Source organism: Pseudomonadota bacterium, assembly GCA_030859565.1.
In the GTDB taxonomy this organism is placed as follows: Bacteria; Pseudomonadota; Gammaproteobacteria; order JACCXJ01; family JACCXJ01; genus USCg-Taylor.
In genome coordinates, this window is the sequence record JALZJW010000097.1 from 1 (window position 1) to 14,739 (window position 14,739).

Consider the following 14,739-nt stretch of genomic DNA (forward strand, 5'->3'; position numbering starts at 1 on the left):
GCACGTAACCGGCCGCTTGCGTGCCGGGGGGCCCCTTTTCATCCAAAGCGATCCGCCCTGCCGGATCGCAAAAACGTAAGCGGGTCAGGCAATTGGTGATGAATCGCAATCTGTCCCGGCCTTCCAGATCAGGTGACCACCGCTCCGGCGTATTACCGTACATGTGCCGGAGAAGGTAGACATAGTCATCACCGCGCAGCACCGCCTCAACCTCGGCGGCGCAGCGGCGCGCCAGTGCGATGCTCCATTGGGGCGGCAGTCCGGCGTGAATGAGCGCCAGCCGGTGCGCCGGATCGTGGTGTAACAGTGGCCGCCCGCGCAGCCAGTCTATGAGTTCGTCGCGGTCGGAGGCGTCGAGCACCGCTTGTAACGTATCGGATTGTTGGGGCGGGCGGATTCCGTGCGCTACCGCTAAGAGATGAAGATCGTGATTCCCCAACACGGTAACGGCCTGCCGGCCGAGTGCTTTGACGAATCGCAGTACCGAGAGCGAATCGGGACCCCGATTGACGAGATCGCCGGTGCACCATAAGTAATCACGGTCGGCATCGAACCGCACCTTTTCGAGCAGGGCGAGGAGCGCCGCATAGCAGCCTTGAATGTCACCAATGGCGTAAACGGCCATGCGGGGAAGGACGCAAAGGCGCCTGCACGCCCCTTAATGCAGAAGATTCGGGATCGATAATCCGAAAGCCACGATCGGCGCGTCGAATGCGACGCCGTCGTCGGCAATCATCTGGTAACTGCCGTGCATGCTACCGACCGGGGTCTCGATCATCGCGGCGCTCGTATAGCGAAAGGCTTCGCCGGGCCGCAGATAGGGCTGTTCGCCCACTACCCCGTCGCCCCGAACCTCCCGGATCTTGCCGTTGGAGTCGGTAATGATCCAATGCCGAGTCAAGAGCTTCGCCGGTATGGTGCCGATGTTCTCGATGGTGATGGTGTACGCAAACACGTATTGCTCATTCTCGGGCGAGGATTGCTCTTCCACATACGTGGAATGCACGCGCACCTTGATGCTGTGGGCGGGGTTGGTCATAGCGCGCATTTGACCGGATTACCGCCGCGAGCGCAAGGGTGGGAACGGCGGCCTCGGGGCCTGTTGGATCGCCGTTTCCTTCCCAGCCGCGGGTTCAACCCGGCTCGGTACGAGCCACTATATAGATTCGCCGGTCAGCCGCTACCCTCGCGAGTAAACCTCTGGTAGGAGTCCTAACATGGAAAGCATTTTTAGCATAGTCCGCCTTGCGTTCCTCATTATTGGGAGCGTCTGCCTTCTCCCAAGCAGCGCCCTGGCCGGTCCGCCGGACTGGGCGCCGGCGCATGGTTACCGCAGTAAGCACGAGGGGAAGCATCATGATAAACATCATCACAAGAAGGAAAGCCGTCACCGCGATGGTGGCTATGAACATTCTCGGTACAGCGAGGACGACGACTCCTCTGAGGACTACCGGCATCACCGGCGTTACGGCCGCTATTCGCCATATTATCATAAGGACGATGGCCTCTATCCTCGACCTGTGCTTGATCGTAGGGTCTGGAGAAACGAGCGGCCCGTATTCGTAAAGGGCGAGTGCACGCCGAGGTTTTCAGGACGAGAAAGCGGTGCGGCGCTCGGCGGGGTCTTGGCGTCGCAGGCAAGCACGAGCAACGCGGCGATGGTCGCCACGGGTACCCTGCTGGGCGCCATTCTGGGGAGCCGAGCCGATGGAGCGGCGGCCGCTGACGAAGACTGTATGCAGCAGTTTCTCGAACGCGCGGGCGAAAAGGAGCAGGTAGCATGGAACAGTGCCGCAAGCCGCTACAAGCTCACACCGGTGCGCAATTACCGCAAGGACGGCCGTGCCTGCCGGGAGTTTCTCACGACCGTGGTGCAAAAAGGCAAGTTCCGCGAGGTTTATCGTGCGGCCTGCCGCAATAACGATGGCAAATGGCGGTTAGTCAACTGACGCGTACGTAGCGTAGCGTGCTGCTTATCGCTTCGCGACCTAGGTGCACCCGGCCAGGCTATCGATCTGAAATTTCGCGCGGATGCATATTCCTATCCCTTGATACCCCCACAGATTCAGCACTACGCTTCACGAAAAGCGGCGTTTAAAATTTCTATACCAGCACGTACCCATGGGGCAGAAAACAAGTATTTCGATTCGATAACACTTTATTAATCGGCGGTTGCGCGGACGAAGTTGTAATGAACAATAAGTTACCCATGGCATCCCTAGCGATCTTCTCGTGCTTTGCGGGTGGCCTGCTGGCGGATGATGGCTTGCGGTGCGGCACGCATCTGGTCAAAGCGGGCGACACCAAGCTTGACGTGATGGAGAAATGTGGTCCGCCGGGGTTCAAGGAAATCGTGTCTGGCGCCAACGAGGCTCTGGTCGAGCAATGGCACTACCGTCCGGGTAGCGGGAGCTTTCCGCGGATCCTGACCTTTACCGGCGCCCGCCTGGTCGATATTGAGGCGATTGCCAAACCCTAAGGGATGACCCGCTCGCCCCCCGCCGCGCCGGTACTCACTTCGCCAGCGCTCATCAGATAGCGAGCAAGATACTGCAATTCTTCGCAGGCATTTCGCTTGACAAGCTTCACTCTGGCCCCGCGCTCCCGGCCCTGGCCGGGCCTCGACGTAATACGATTTTCTGACCTCTTTCAGACTCACGATTTCGCTCCCGCTCAAGACATCGAACTGGGGGTCCTCGGAACCCTGTAGGACGCTGTCGAAATAACGGCAACGGACGGTGGTCCGCAACCGCGAATTTCGGCGAGGTCGCCCGCGGGGCCGTTGCGTCGCGAACCATTGAATTCGGCATCCGGTGCCTGGACGCGAGTGCCCCGCTGCCGGTCAAGGTGGAGCAACCGGCAGGAATAGTCGGAGTTGGAAGGCGCCTACCAGCTCACCCGCTGATCGGACTCTTGAGGAGAGTAGGGGTTCGCTTAAGGGTGCAAGATCAGCGCCTTCGTGCGCATTGAGGTCCTCGTCCTGGGGGAGAACTATGACTGCACTCGCACCGGCTGGAACACAGCCGTTACAGGCTGGACACTTTTACCATAACTGATCCTGTTCGCTATCGGCGCTCGCCCGAGGGCTACGGGAGCGGGCGGACAGGCACAAGGTATCGCTCCTCGCTATGACGGACTCGGGCCGGGACGAGGACTGCCTGCGATCAAGGGAGGCCGGTTGCAGCGCTGCTAGCGTGTCTCCGTCAACACCTCCAGCGCTCATCTTAATAATTTCTGTCGGTGTCCGCTAACCCGCGTAACTTCAAAGAAATTCTAGACACGGAGACGCTATTCCATGACGCTTACGTCCGGAACACTATTACCCCACAGTCACGATCCTTGGCTGGTCGCGCTGTCGGTCTTGATAGCCGTAGCCGCCGCCTACACCGCCTTGGAGTTCGCAGGGCGGGTCACGATAAGACGCGGCCGCGACCGCGCCGCGTGGCTCTTCGGTGGTGCATTCGCCATGGGGACGGGGATATGGTCCATGCATTTCACCGGGATGCTGGCCTTCTCCCTGCCGGTACCCGTGTATTATGACGTGCCAACCGTAGTGGCCTCCCATCTCGCGGCGGTGGCTGCTTCCGCCGCCGCGTTGCACGTCGCCAGCCAGCAGAGGCTCGGCGCTTGGGCGTGGTGGACCGGCAGCGTCTTGATGGGGGGCGGCATCGGCGTCATGCATTACACCGGGATGCTCGCCCTGCGGCTACCGGGGACCATGCACCACGCCCCGGGGATGGTGGCCCTGTCGGTGGTGCTCGCGGTCGTGGTAGCCCTGGTCGCGTTGCGCCTGACCTTCAAGTTTCGCGACGGCGCCGCCGGCGGAGCGAGGTGGAAGAAGCCGGTAAGCGCGCTCGTGATGGGATTGGCGATCCCCGGGCTTCATTACGCGGCGATGGCCGGGGCCAGTTTTATCTCGGGCGATACGCTTTCGGGTGACGTATCCCATGCCGTGGGGAGCGTCCTACTGGGTGGCACGGCCCTCACGGTAGGGACCGTCGTGGTCTTGGGGCTGGCCCTCTTGGCCGCCTACGCGGACAGCCGCATCATGGCCGCACGGCAAGAGAAGGAGCAGGCCTTGCGCCACAGCGAGGCGCGGCTGCGGGCCATCCTGGAAGCCGCGCTGGACTGCATCATTACGATCGACCATGAGGGATGCATCGTCGAATTCAACCCGGCCGCGGAACGCACATTCGGTTACCGCCGGGCCGAGGTCATCGGCAAGGAGATGGCGGCGCTGATGGTCCCTCCCGCCTTGCGCGAAGGGCACCGCCGCTCCCTCGCGACCGGCGAAGGGCCGCTCCTGGATGGCCGCATGGAGATCCGTGTGCTGCGGGCCGATGGCACGGAGATCCCCGCGGAGATCGCGGTTACCCGCATCGGCGTGGAGGGGCCCCCGCTCTTCACCGCCTACCTGCGCGATATCACCGACCAGAAGGCCGCGCAGCAAGCCTTGGAGTCGACGGGCGCCCGGCTCCAGCACCTCCTCACCTCCTCGCCTACGGTCATCTACAGCACGGCAGCGACGGGCGATTATGCCTGTTCCTTTATCAGTGAAAACTTGCTTGATCTGATCGGTTATCAGGCAGCGGAACACCTTAACGATAAAGATTTCTGGTTGGAGCGTGTGCATCCCGATGACAAGACGCGGGTCCTGGCCGAATTCGAGGATACCGTGCCGCGCGAGCGTGGGGCCTTCGAATACCGTGTCCTCCACAAAGACGGGCGCTACCGGTGGATCCACGACAGCTACCGGCTCACGCGCGGCACCGAAGGGCAACCCCTCGAGATCATCGGCTCCTGGATCGACATCACCGCCCGCAAGGAGGCCGAGGATGCCTTGGCGGCGGCGCGCGATGAAGCCTTGAGGGCCAATCGCGCCAAGAGTGAGTTCCTGGCGAACATGAGCCACGAGATCCGCACGCCCATGAATGGCGTGCTCGGGATGCTCAGCCTGCTGAAGGACACGGGGCTCGATGCCGAGCAACGGGAGCTACTCGAGACGGCCTACAGCTCCGCCGAGGCGCTGCTCGAAATCCTCAACGATGTCCTCCATCTTTCCAAGATGGAGGCCGGTAAGATTGAGATCGAACACGTGGACTTGGATATCCGAACAGTTACGGAAGAGGTCTGTTCGATGTTGTCGGTGCGGGCACAGGAGAAGGGATTGGAGCTGGCCTGTTTCGTGCCCGCGGAGATCCCGTCACGCCTTAAAGGCGATCCGACCCATTTGCGGCAGATCGTGACGAATCTCTTGGGCAACGCCATCAAGTTCACCGAGCGCGGTGAAGTGGTGGTACGGGTGCGCTTGCTCGAGCCTGCGGATGCTAAGGTCATGATCCGGTTTGAGGTCCAGGACTCCGGCATCGGTATCGACCCCGAGGCGGTATCCAGGCTGTTTCGGCCGTTTACCCAAGCCGATAGCTCGACCACGCGCCGTTTTGGAGGCACAGGCCTCGGTCTCTCGATTTGCAAGCAGCTGATCGAGACCATGGACGGCGAGATCGGGCTGGACAGCGTCCCCGGTCGGGGGTCGACCTTCTGGTTCACCCTACCCTTTGGGGAGTCATCGGAAGCCCCGGTTGCTTCGAGGCAGGGGCTACACTTGCGGGGGCTGCGGGTGCTCATCGTCGATGATAACGCCACCAATCGGACGATATTGAAACATTATGTGGAGGCGTGGGGGATGGTGCCCACCGCTGCTGCAGGGGGAGCTGAGGCGCTCGAGATCCTGCGGGAGGGCAGACGATGCGGGAAGCCATACGCCCTCGCCCTGCTCGATATGCAGATGCCGGGGATGGATGGACTGCAATTGGCACGCACGATCGAAGCGGATCCCGTGCTGTCTCAGGTACAACGGGTGATGCTGAGCTCCATGGGGAAGGTCGACCAGGCGAGCCTTCAGGCGACGGGGATCGCCGCGAGCCTGATTAAACCGGTACGTCAATCTCAGCTCTTTGACACCCTGGCCGAGGTCTTGGACCGAGCCAGCGAACGCCGTGCACCGATCCCGGCCCCCTCAGCTTCGCGGCCGAGCTTCCGTGGACGGCGCGTCCTTTTGGTCGAAGACAATCTCGTCAACCAGAAGGTGGCGCTCGGGATGCTCAAGAAGTTTGAAGTCGAGGTCACGGTGGCCGGGCACGGCCTGGAAGCCCTGGCCGCGCTCGAGCAAACACCCTTCGATCTGGTCTTGATGGACTGCCAGATGCCCGAGATGGACGGGTTTACGGCGACACGCGAGTTGCGCCAGAGAGAAGAGACCGGCCAGAGGCCAAGGCTGCCCGTGATAGCCATGACCGCCAATGCGATGGAAGGCGACCGCGAACGCTGTCTGGCGGCCGGGATGGACGACTACCTCGGCAAGCCAGTTCTGCTTTTGGATCTACAGGCGGCGCTGAAGCGCTGGCTCGGCCAGCCATCGCTGGCACGCCCGCGGCAAAGCGAAGAGAAACTCAGCGCGGGCCAGGATACAGGCATGGTGGAGTTGGATAAGCTTGCCCTGTTGCAGGAGGCGGTGGGGAAGGCATTTACCGAGATCGTCTATACGTTTCTTAAGGATACGCCGCAGCGTCTAACGGCCATGCGCGAGGCGCTGGCGGCGGGCGACCGGCAATGGCTCCAGCGCGAGGCGCACACGCTGAAGGGCACGAGCGCAAGCTTAGGTGCCCAAGGCCTCTCTGTCTTGTGCGGGCGTCTGGATCGAGACGCTTACACGGCCGAAAGCGGCTATGCGGGCTCATTGATTGCTGCGATTGAGTCCGGTTTCGAGCACGTATGCCGACAGCTGACAACGGAGGTCGGCAAGGCCGCCGCATGAATACCCACCATAGCATCCGTGAGACGCCGGTTCTGCTCGTCGTCGACGACGATAGCGTCATGCGTCTGATGCTGCGCCGGGCACTCGAGCGCGACGGATACGTGGTCGTAGAAGCAGCGGATGGCCAGACGGCCATGGCGGAATTCGTCAAGCATCAACCGGACATGGTCCTGCTGGACGCCGTGATGCCGGGTGTGGACGGCTTTGAGGTATGCCAGTGGCTGCGGGAGCGGCCGGACGGCGAGCGTTGCCCATGCCTTCTGATCACCGGTCTTAACGATGACGCCTCGGTCGATCGGGCATTCGCCGCTGGTGCTACGGACTTCATCACCAAGCCCATTCATTGGGCCGTGCTGCGCCAGCGCGTGCGGCTATTGCTGCAGGCATCGCGTCGGGAATACTACCTTGCCTACCACGATGTGGTCACGGGATTGCCCAACCGGCTGAAATTTGCAGACAGACTGGAGCTGGTGCTCGCACAAGCACGGCGCCATGGGCACGGGCTCGCCGTGTTGTGCATCGATCTGGATCGCTTCAAGCTGGTCAACGACACCCTGGGTCGTCGCATCGGGGACAAACTCCTGCAAGAGCTGGGCGGCCGGTATACCGCGTGTCTGCGGGAAGCGGATATCGTTGCACGCCTGAGTGCGGATGAATTCATCGTATTGCTCGACCGCTTACAGTCCCCGGATAGTCTTGATCCGATCGCTCGCAGGGTTCTGGAGGCCCTGCAGCCCGCACCGATGATCGACGGGCATGAGATCACGGTGACGCCGAGTATCGGGATTGCCGTATACCCCACGGATGGCGAGGACACCGCCAGCCTGATCCAGCATGCGGCTACCGCAATGTCACGCGCCAAGGCCCAGGGCGGCAACCGCTGGGAGTATTATGACGCGGAGATGAGCGTCAAGATGTCACGGCGGTGGACCATGGAGCGGGGACTACGGCAAGCCATCAGCGCGGGCGAGCTTGTCCTGCATTATCAGCCGGTAATGGAGCTGGCGGGCGGCCGGCTGGGCGGCGCCGAGGCGCTGTTACGCTGGGAGCGGCCCGGGGAAGGGATCGTATTGCCGGCGGAGTTCATAACGCTCTTGGAAGAGAGCGGCCTCATCGTGCCCGCGGGGGCGCAGATCCTGGATCTCGCATGCGCGCAGATCCGCGAGTGGCGCGATGGCGCCCTCCCTCACTTTTACGTGGCCCTCAATCTCTCGGCGGTGCAACTGCGCTCTGGCGATCTCCCTGCCCTCGTCGCGGACGCGCTCCGGCGCTGGGAGATCCCGGGTGAGGCCCTGGTCTTTGAGATCACCGAGAGCGTGCTCATGGAGCGCACGCACGCCGTCCTCGATACGCTCCAGGGGCTACGCGCACTCGGGGCACAACTCGCGATCGACGATTTCGGTACCGGCTACTCTTCGCTGGCCTACTTGAAGCGCCTCCCGTTCGACACCCTCAAGATCGATCAGTCGTTCATTAAAGATTTGACCGCCGACGAGGATAGCGCGGCCATCGTTGCGGCCATCATCGCCCTCGCCCATCGGCTCAACCGCACGGTCGTGGCCGAAGGCGTAAAAACCGAAGCGCAAGCGGCCCTCCTGCGAGCCTATGAATGCGATGCCGGGCAGGGTTACTTGTACTCTAGGCCCATGCCGGCCCAGTCCTTCGCCGAGTGGGTACGACAGCATGTTGCGCGCGGCGACGCGAGGTCACGCCTGCTCGGCCCACTAACGCCGCTGGAAGGGCCAGGGAAAGCGGCTGTTCACCCGGCGGCCGATGCGTTTGCTATCTCTCATAGAGGATGAAAATGGAAAGCGCGACGCGGCCTTCATAGAACCGCCCTATCAGCCCGGACCGGCGCGCCGACCGTCCTGGGCGTGGACGCCGCCTCGGCCTTCCGCAGCTCGATCTAGAGCACGCGGTTGCGGTAGCTCCCCTTGGCGTCTTGAGCGATCACCGAACGCAAAAGCGCGGACTCTGGGACTCCAGGGAATGCTTCCCCTTGACGCAGAAAAGCATATCCGATCGGTTCGTGTTGCATAACGAGAAGATGCGCTCATTCAGGTAATGCGATATTTTTCCCAGCGTAAAATGCGCTTCAATGTAACTTCGGACGAATTGCTCAGTTGTATTTTGGCACTGCTCCCGAACGTCCGTCTGCCCAGTTCGGCAAGGAGTACCGCATCTTCCCATGTTCCCAATCGCGTGAGTGGATTCATGAAGTTTCCGAAATCTCCGATCACAGAAATATCTGGCCATTGCAATCAGCCACACCTTTGCATAATGTTCATGGCTCCGCATTTCTATTTCTTCGGCCGACAGATCGACAGGGATTATGCCTTTGTGTTGGGCGCATCTATCTCGGTCGTATGGATCGATGAGTCGCCGACACCAGCTGTGCCAGACGTTCTACCGCTATTGAACGAAGGGCTAGACGGGGTAACGCCGTCTGTGCATAGTATATTCACAGAAAATCGCATACTGATAGCATATTCAGCATAACTTTCTGGTGTAGCATGCGTGTTATTATGTATCGAGTCTTTTAAAGCCCCGCGATTACAGTTTTTGCCGTTGTCCTATCGTCATACCCGCGTTGCCTCGGCTTTCACGCCGACGACGGCTCGGAGTACATCAACCGGACCATCGCCAAGCTCCTCGACAAACTGCGCGTGGAGTTCATCAAGTCACGCCCCAGGCACAGCAATGACAACGCCCTGGCGGATACCAAGAAACGGCGCCGTGGTGCGCAAGTGCTTCGGCTACAGCCTCGCACGATAAGCGCTGAGATCTCTGACAGGACGCGGACGACCTGGTCGGTGCCGTTCGTCCCTCGATCGTCCGCGTCGAGCTAGAACGTAAGGGTAACGGTGATATTGTCGGAGTAGCTACCGACCGCAACGTTTTGCAGCGCGGGCACGCGCCCGTATACGGTATGGTTGACGGTCACTCCCAGCAGCAGCAGCGTGATGGTATTGCTTACGAACGACGTCCCGGCGCTGCCGTCGCCCCACACGGTGAGGCGGGTGGCAGCGGTGTACAGATTGTAATTGAGCCGATTCGCCCCGCTCGCCATCTGTCTCGGCGCATAACTGCCGCTCAGGCCGGCGCTGAGCTTGATGTTGTAGCTGACCAAAAGCCCCACCAGCCCGGTGCATCTGACCGTGATCGTCCCCGTTGCATCTAGAGGGGTCGCGTTGAAGACGTTGTACGAACCGAAAGAGACAGGCGTTGCACTCACTGTGCAGCTCTGGGCCCTGGATGCCGGGGATAATACCATAAGGGCCAGACCGAGGAGTATCACGCAAAGCCGTTTCATGGGACCACCCCGGGGCATTCGAACGGACCGAGCCGCGGCAGAGGACCGGCCGCCTTCGGCAACCGCACTTCGAAGCGGCACTGCTGGCCGCGCCAGCGAGCTTCCAGCCGATTGAACCCCGCTAAGCCGGTAACGTAAACCTCGCCGCGAAGCGCGACCGGAAATTGCTCTTTTCCTCCAACCACGCGTACGATCGCACCCGCCGGCAACCGGGAGCGGTCGCTCAGTACGATCGTCAGCAGCGCCGCGTTTGCTGGGCGAACGCCAAAATCGGCGAGCACGCCGCTCCGAAACGCCGGAGTGACGTCCATCCGCAGGGTGGTGAAACGCGCATCCAACGGCAAATCCGCTTGCTCGATGCCGATATTGTTTTTCTCGTATGCGCGGGCCCTGGGAACCAGCGCGCTGCCCCTAGAATTGGTACGCGCCACCGGCTGATTTTCGGCATAGATCCGCACGTTCCGGTAGTTGCCGACGCGAGCCACTGCGAAGCTCTCGCTGATGCGGCGCGCGAGAAACGCCTCGGTGCCCAGGGCGGCGAGCCCTCCCGATGCGCTTAGACGGTAGGCATCGGACTCGCCGAATTGCGAAGTTTCGGCGCCAAATGTCCCGATGTCGTTCTGATAGAAAACCCCCGCTTCGGCGCGCGAATCGGTTCCTTCGAGGCCCAGGAGGCGATAGCCGAACCCGGTCCCCTCGGGAAGGTTGCGCTGAATCTGGAAAGCACTCTGGTGATCGGCGTTCTGCTGGGTCCAATTGACGCTCGCGTTCGAGCGTTCGCCAAAGGCAACGGTCAACGTGATCCCGAAGCTGGTATCGCGCACGCCGGTTAAGCTTTGCAACGCGAACACCGAGAGGTGGTAATCGCGAAAAACGTTGCGATCGTATCCTGCGCTGACGAATTCCACCCTTGGCTGCGACCGGTTGTCTTGTAGCAGGTAGCTCATCGACAAGGTGTCGCTTCCGTCCGGGGAGACCGATACGCGCGCTAGGGTCGTCTGGCGCGGCGCGGCCTCGCCTTGAACGAGCCCGAGTTGCGCAAAGTGCGGCGTGGTCCACTGTGATTGCACGCCGTAGCTTACGCGGCGCGCCTGGCGATCGAGGCCAAGCGCAAACAGCCCGCCTCCGCCTGCGTCGCTCCTGCTTGCCACCAGCGCAGCGTTCGCTACCCCAATTACGGGCCAAAGGTAGCTGGCGGAAAAACCCAGCGCCTGCTGATTCTTCAGCACTTCGGCGCGCACCTCTGCGGTGAGGCGATCGGTGACGCCCGCGCGGTAGGTGGCGGAGCCAAATCCTCGCCCGTAATCGTCGCTTTCGATGCCGAAGTTCTTGCGCTCGAATCCCAGATCAAAGGTGTAGTCGGTAAGCCCGGCTCGCAGCAGCGCCTGGCTTACGTAGTACGGAACGACCAGCACCCGTTGCCTTCCAAGCAGATCACGCACCACCAGTTGGACATCTCCGGCCCCGGTGATCAGGGGCACGTTGGGGATTTCGAACGGGCCGGGAGGTACGCTTTGCTGTAGCCTCAAAGCGCTGTTGGCGAACAGCTCAACGGTTGAAGGGATCCTTGCTTCTCCGCTGAGGGTAGGCAGCGGAAAGCTAATAAACTCGGGCTGGGTGGCAAAATTGGTTCCCCATTGTATCCCCCCGAAGCGCACCGAACCGCCCCACGCGCCGGGGCGCCCGATGGCATCTCCAAAGCGCAGGGTGCTGAGCCGTTCCGGATCATCCGTGGTCCACGTGGTCTCCAAGCGGGTGAACGAGTTCTGATCGCCGATATCGCGGGCAAGCGTCGTCGCGGTCCCCACCCCGAGGCGGTGGAACAGCCCGAGCTCGATCAGGCCGTCCAAGCTGCTGTCGACGTCCTGGTGCTGGAATTGAAAGTCGTAGTTGAGGAATCCGCCCAAGGGGATCTCCCCGGGCAGTGCAAATCTTTGCGGCGGGACTCCCAGCACCGTCGCGGCAAAAATGTCGGGAGGGCCTTCGATATTAAGTTCCTGCTTGCGTTCGTCGAGTTGGTAGCGCAACCCTGGCACCGCATCGAGAGCGAAATACTCGCTACCGCGGAAAAATGCAGCAGGGACGGCGGGCGGAGCGATGCGCCAGTCCTGGAAGTCTGTTGCGGTCGCAAGCAGACGGCCGTCCGCCGAAATCAACAAGCGTTTTGGCGCGCCCGTTTCGGCTCTGTTGATGCGAACTGAGAGCCAAGCCTGCGAATAATCCTGCGTCTCCTGCGCCGATACCTTGCGCACTTTGAAACCTGGCGCGTCAGGTTCACGGGTTGGGGCCGCGGCCGCGGTTGACTGCACGCCAGAGAGCGAAAGCGCGATCCCTCCAAGCAGTACACCCACCCGACGCGCCTCACTGAGTATCCAGGGCGAGGTCCGCATCCAGCGGACCGCCCTCACTGAGTTTGCAGGGCGAGATCCGCTTCGAGCGGACCGCCATCCGTTTCTGCCGACAAATGGATATTTTGGCCTGGCAAGTCATCTTGTAAACGCACAACCCATTCCCGCGCTTGCCCCGCGAGAATGTAGCCCGGAGCTTTGAGCTCTGCAAGCGCCGGCGCACCCGCGGTTGGCCTGAGGGCGAGGACGATGATCTGGGTATGCGCGTTGCCGGTGTTGGTCACATGCAGCTTGACCTCTTTTTGCCCGTTGCGCAACGCACGCCAGTTAAGCTGCGGGTGAGCTGCGATAGCCGGCGCAACAAATATCGGAAGACCCACTCGCAACGCCACCCGCAGCCCCTGGTAGCCTGGCTGCGGGGGCGGGGGCACCTCCTCGAAGAATAGCCGGTAGGTTTGCTCGCGCCTGGCATCGACCGGTTGCGTCAATCCCACGCGAACTACCTGTGAGGCCGCGACCGGAAGGTTGAAAATCGGCGGGGTGGCGAGCACCTCGTCACTGCCAGCGTAGACATCCTGATCGCCGTCCATTGCCCACTTGAGCAACTGGAGCTGCACAACGACGGCTGCACCCCCGTTATTCTTGATGGTGATGACCTCAGTCGGAGTCTGCTGGCTTAGATTGGCGCGCAGCGGAGTGAATTCGAAGCTGGCGGCGTAGACAGACTGAGCGCCCCACAGGGATCCGATTAGCAAGCCGGCAGTGAAGGGCGCGCGCAAGAGCTATCAAAAGGTCACGGTGGCGGTGATGGTATCAGCATAGCCCCCCACCGGAACGTTCTGCAACGCCGGGATCCGGCCAAATGCGGTAGTGCCCACCGCCAGACCGGTACCCACCAGCGCGACCGTATCCGTACCGATCGTTTCCCCCCACACCACTAGGCGCGCGGCATCCTGGAAAAGCGAATAGGTCAGCAAATTGGCGCCGCTGGTCATCTTACGCGCCGCCACGGTGGCGCCGGCACCGGTGCCCGCATTCAGCCCGATGTTGTACGGGGCGGCCAGGGTGCAGGTCGTGGTCACCGTCGAGGTTGCATCGGTGGGTACCGCTGCGGCCGGACTATACGTACCGAAGGCCAGATTGGTCGCGCTGATGGTGCACGCGGCTGCCACGGTTGCAGTCACGTTGAACGTGGTGGTTGCAGTTGCCGCCAGCACCGGTGCGCAACCGAGGGCTAATAGTGCAGTAAGTCCAGCGCGTAGAATTTTCCTCATGAACGTAGCTCCTTTGTGTAGTCGTCAGAAATGGTTGCTGTGGGGAGCTGCGCGTCGGCCCAGCTTCTCCGGCATCTGTTAAGGCAATCGTCATGCTAACTGTGACTGGTCATTCTGCTTTACACAACGTGCTGAAGGAATCGACGGGTAAAAACTCGGTTGGTCGGCGACGATCACCGGTCGCTGTATTGCCCTATAATCGCGCTGCCTCATTGTCGTCACCCATGCGTTCATTGTACCCAGCGAGTCTATTTCAGGAGATCCATGACCGGCTTGAACAGCTCCTCGTCGAACTTGAAGCGGAGCCGGGCGTAGACACCTTGAGCGGTGTGCTCGTTGGCGCTAAGGTCCTCATCCTCAAAGCCGAAGAGGTTGTAGCCCGCCGAGCTCCAGAGGTTGTCGGCGACGCGGTAGCCCGCCTCCGGCCCGAAGCCCAACTGGACGCTCTTGAAGCCCTCCCCGGCCAGCGCCGAGGCCTGGAGCCCGATATCCCAGCGCTCTGTTAAGTCCATCGTGTAGCGTCCCATGAGCAGCTCCGCGTCGTAGCCGCTTTTGATGCCGTACGAATCCTCCTGGACGTACTTGGCCGCGATCCGTCCGCTCAGACCCCAGGAGCGCTCGGGTTGATAATTGTAGTGCAGCGACACGGCATCGACGGTGCGCTGCAGGTCTAGACTTGGACCGTTGAGGCCGAAGCCCACGCGCGGGCTGCCGTCTTCGTATTTGTGCTCGTAACGGGCCAAGGCGTTCCAGACGTTGGTCTCGGTGTCGCGGTAGGCCACGCCAAGCTGGCGGCGGTGCTGGAGGCTCGCGCCGGCGGCGCCCTCGCTATCTGTCAGCGCCAGGATGCTGCGGCCGAGGAAGGTCCAGTCGCGGCTAAGCTTGTGGGCCAAGCCCAGGGTGCTGAGCCAGCTCTCGGCGTTCGAGGCGTGGTAGGACTCGACTCGGCCGCTCGCCTTCCAGAGCGGGTGGCCGGTGTACTCGAGG

The 14,739-nt window shown here is 61.7% G+C and carries 11 protein-coding genes; 4 read left to right on the top strand and 7 right to left on the bottom strand.

Annotated elements, in window-relative coordinates:
- Nucleotides 1–625, bottom strand: a 625-nt coding sequence (locus tag M3436_14100; GenBank protein ID MDQ3565215.1) for a symmetrical bis(5'-nucleosyl)-tetraphosphatase, incomplete at its 3' end; no start/stop codon positions are given.
- 33 nt (nucleotides 626–658) lie between these two features.
- The gene (gene apaG / locus M3436_14105) at nucleotides 659–1,039 is read right to left on the bottom strand and encodes a Co2+/Mg2+ efflux protein ApaG (GenBank protein ID MDQ3565216.1); all 381 of its coding nucleotides are present in this window, start codon (nucleotides 1,037–1,039) and stop codon (nucleotides 659–661) included.
- 178 nt (nucleotides 1,040–1,217) lie between these two features.
- Between apaG and M3436_14110 the strand changes: the two genes are divergently transcribed.
- From M3436_14110 to M3436_14125, 4 genes are all read left to right on the top strand, one after another.
- The gene (locus M3436_14110; protein ID MDQ3565217.1) at nucleotides 1,218–1,949 is read left to right on the top strand and encodes an RT0821/Lpp0805 family surface protein; all 732 of its coding nucleotides are present in this window, start codon (nucleotides 1,218–1,220) and stop codon (nucleotides 1,947–1,949) included.
- Between the two features lie 242 nt (nucleotides 1,950–2,191).
- The gene (locus tag M3436_14115; protein ID MDQ3565218.1) at nucleotides 2,192–2,479 is read left to right on the top strand and encodes a DUF2845 domain-containing protein; all 288 of its coding nucleotides are present in this window, start codon (nucleotides 2,192–2,194) and stop codon (nucleotides 2,477–2,479) included.
- Between the two features lie 816 nt (nucleotides 2,480–3,295).
- Entirely contained in the window at nucleotides 3,296–6,817 is a 3,522-nt protein-coding gene (locus M3436_14120) for a response regulator (protein ID MDQ3565219.1), read from the top strand.
- The gene (locus M3436_14125; protein MDQ3565220.1) at nucleotides 6,814–8,619 is read left to right on the top strand and encodes an EAL domain-containing protein; all 1,806 of its coding nucleotides are present in this window, start codon (nucleotides 6,814–6,816) and stop codon (nucleotides 8,617–8,619) included. Before M3436_14120 ends, M3436_14125 begins: the two co-directional genes overlap by 4 nt.
- A gap of 1,043 nt (nucleotides 8,620–9,662) precedes the next feature.
- Here the strand turns inward: M3436_14125 and M3436_14130 are convergent.
- The 5 genes from M3436_14130 to M3436_14150 form a co-directional block, all read right to left on the bottom strand.
- Entirely contained in the window at nucleotides 9,663–10,052 is a 390-nt protein-coding gene (locus M3436_14130) for a spore coat U domain-containing protein (GenBank protein ID MDQ3565221.1), read from the bottom strand.
- 74 nt (nucleotides 10,053–10,126) lie between these two features.
- Complete coding sequence (locus M3436_14135; GenBank protein ID MDQ3565222.1) at nucleotides 10,127–12,481, bottom strand: fimbria/pilus outer membrane usher protein; 2,355 nt, start codon at nucleotides 12,479–12,481, stop codon at nucleotides 10,127–10,129.
- A 53-nt stretch (nucleotides 12,482–12,534) separates the two neighbouring features.
- The gene (locus M3436_14140; GenBank protein MDQ3565223.1) at nucleotides 12,535–13,257 is read right to left on the bottom strand and encodes a fimbria/pilus periplasmic chaperone; all 723 of its coding nucleotides are present in this window, start codon (nucleotides 13,255–13,257) and stop codon (nucleotides 12,535–12,537) included.
- A gap of 6 nt (nucleotides 13,258–13,263) precedes the next feature.
- On the bottom strand, nucleotides 13,264–13,752 hold the full coding sequence (locus M3436_14145; GenBank protein MDQ3565224.1) for a spore coat U domain-containing protein: 489 nt from the start codon (nucleotides 13,750–13,752) through the stop codon (nucleotides 13,264–13,266).
- A 248-nt stretch (nucleotides 13,753–14,000) separates the two neighbouring features.
- Nucleotides 14,001–14,739 (bottom strand): hypothetical protein (locus tag M3436_14150; protein MDQ3565225.1); only part of this gene is annotated, 739 nt, incomplete at its 5' end.

Excerpts from the sequence above, each read along its gene's own strand:
- apaG (MDQ3565216.1), bottom strand. The coding sequence starts at position 1,039 with ATGACCAACCCCGCCCACAGCATCAAGGTGCGCGTGCATTCCACGTAT.
- M3436_14110 (MDQ3565217.1), top strand. The coding sequence starts at position 1,218 with ATGGAAAGCATTTTTAGCATAGTCCGCCTTGCGTTCCTCATTATTGGG.
- M3436_14115 (MDQ3565218.1), top strand. The coding sequence starts at position 2,192 with ATGAACAATAAGTTACCCATGGCATCCCTAGCGATCTTCTCGTGCTTT.
- M3436_14120 (MDQ3565219.1), top strand. The coding sequence starts at position 3,296 with ATGACGCTTACGTCCGGAACACTATTACCCCACAGTCACGATCCTTGG.
- M3436_14125 (MDQ3565220.1), top strand. The coding sequence starts at position 6,814 with ATGAATACCCACCATAGCATCCGTGAGACGCCGGTTCTGCTCGTCGTC.
- M3436_14145 (MDQ3565224.1), bottom strand. The coding sequence starts at position 13,752 with ATGAGGAAAATTCTACGCGCTGGACTTACTGCACTATTAGCCCTCGGT.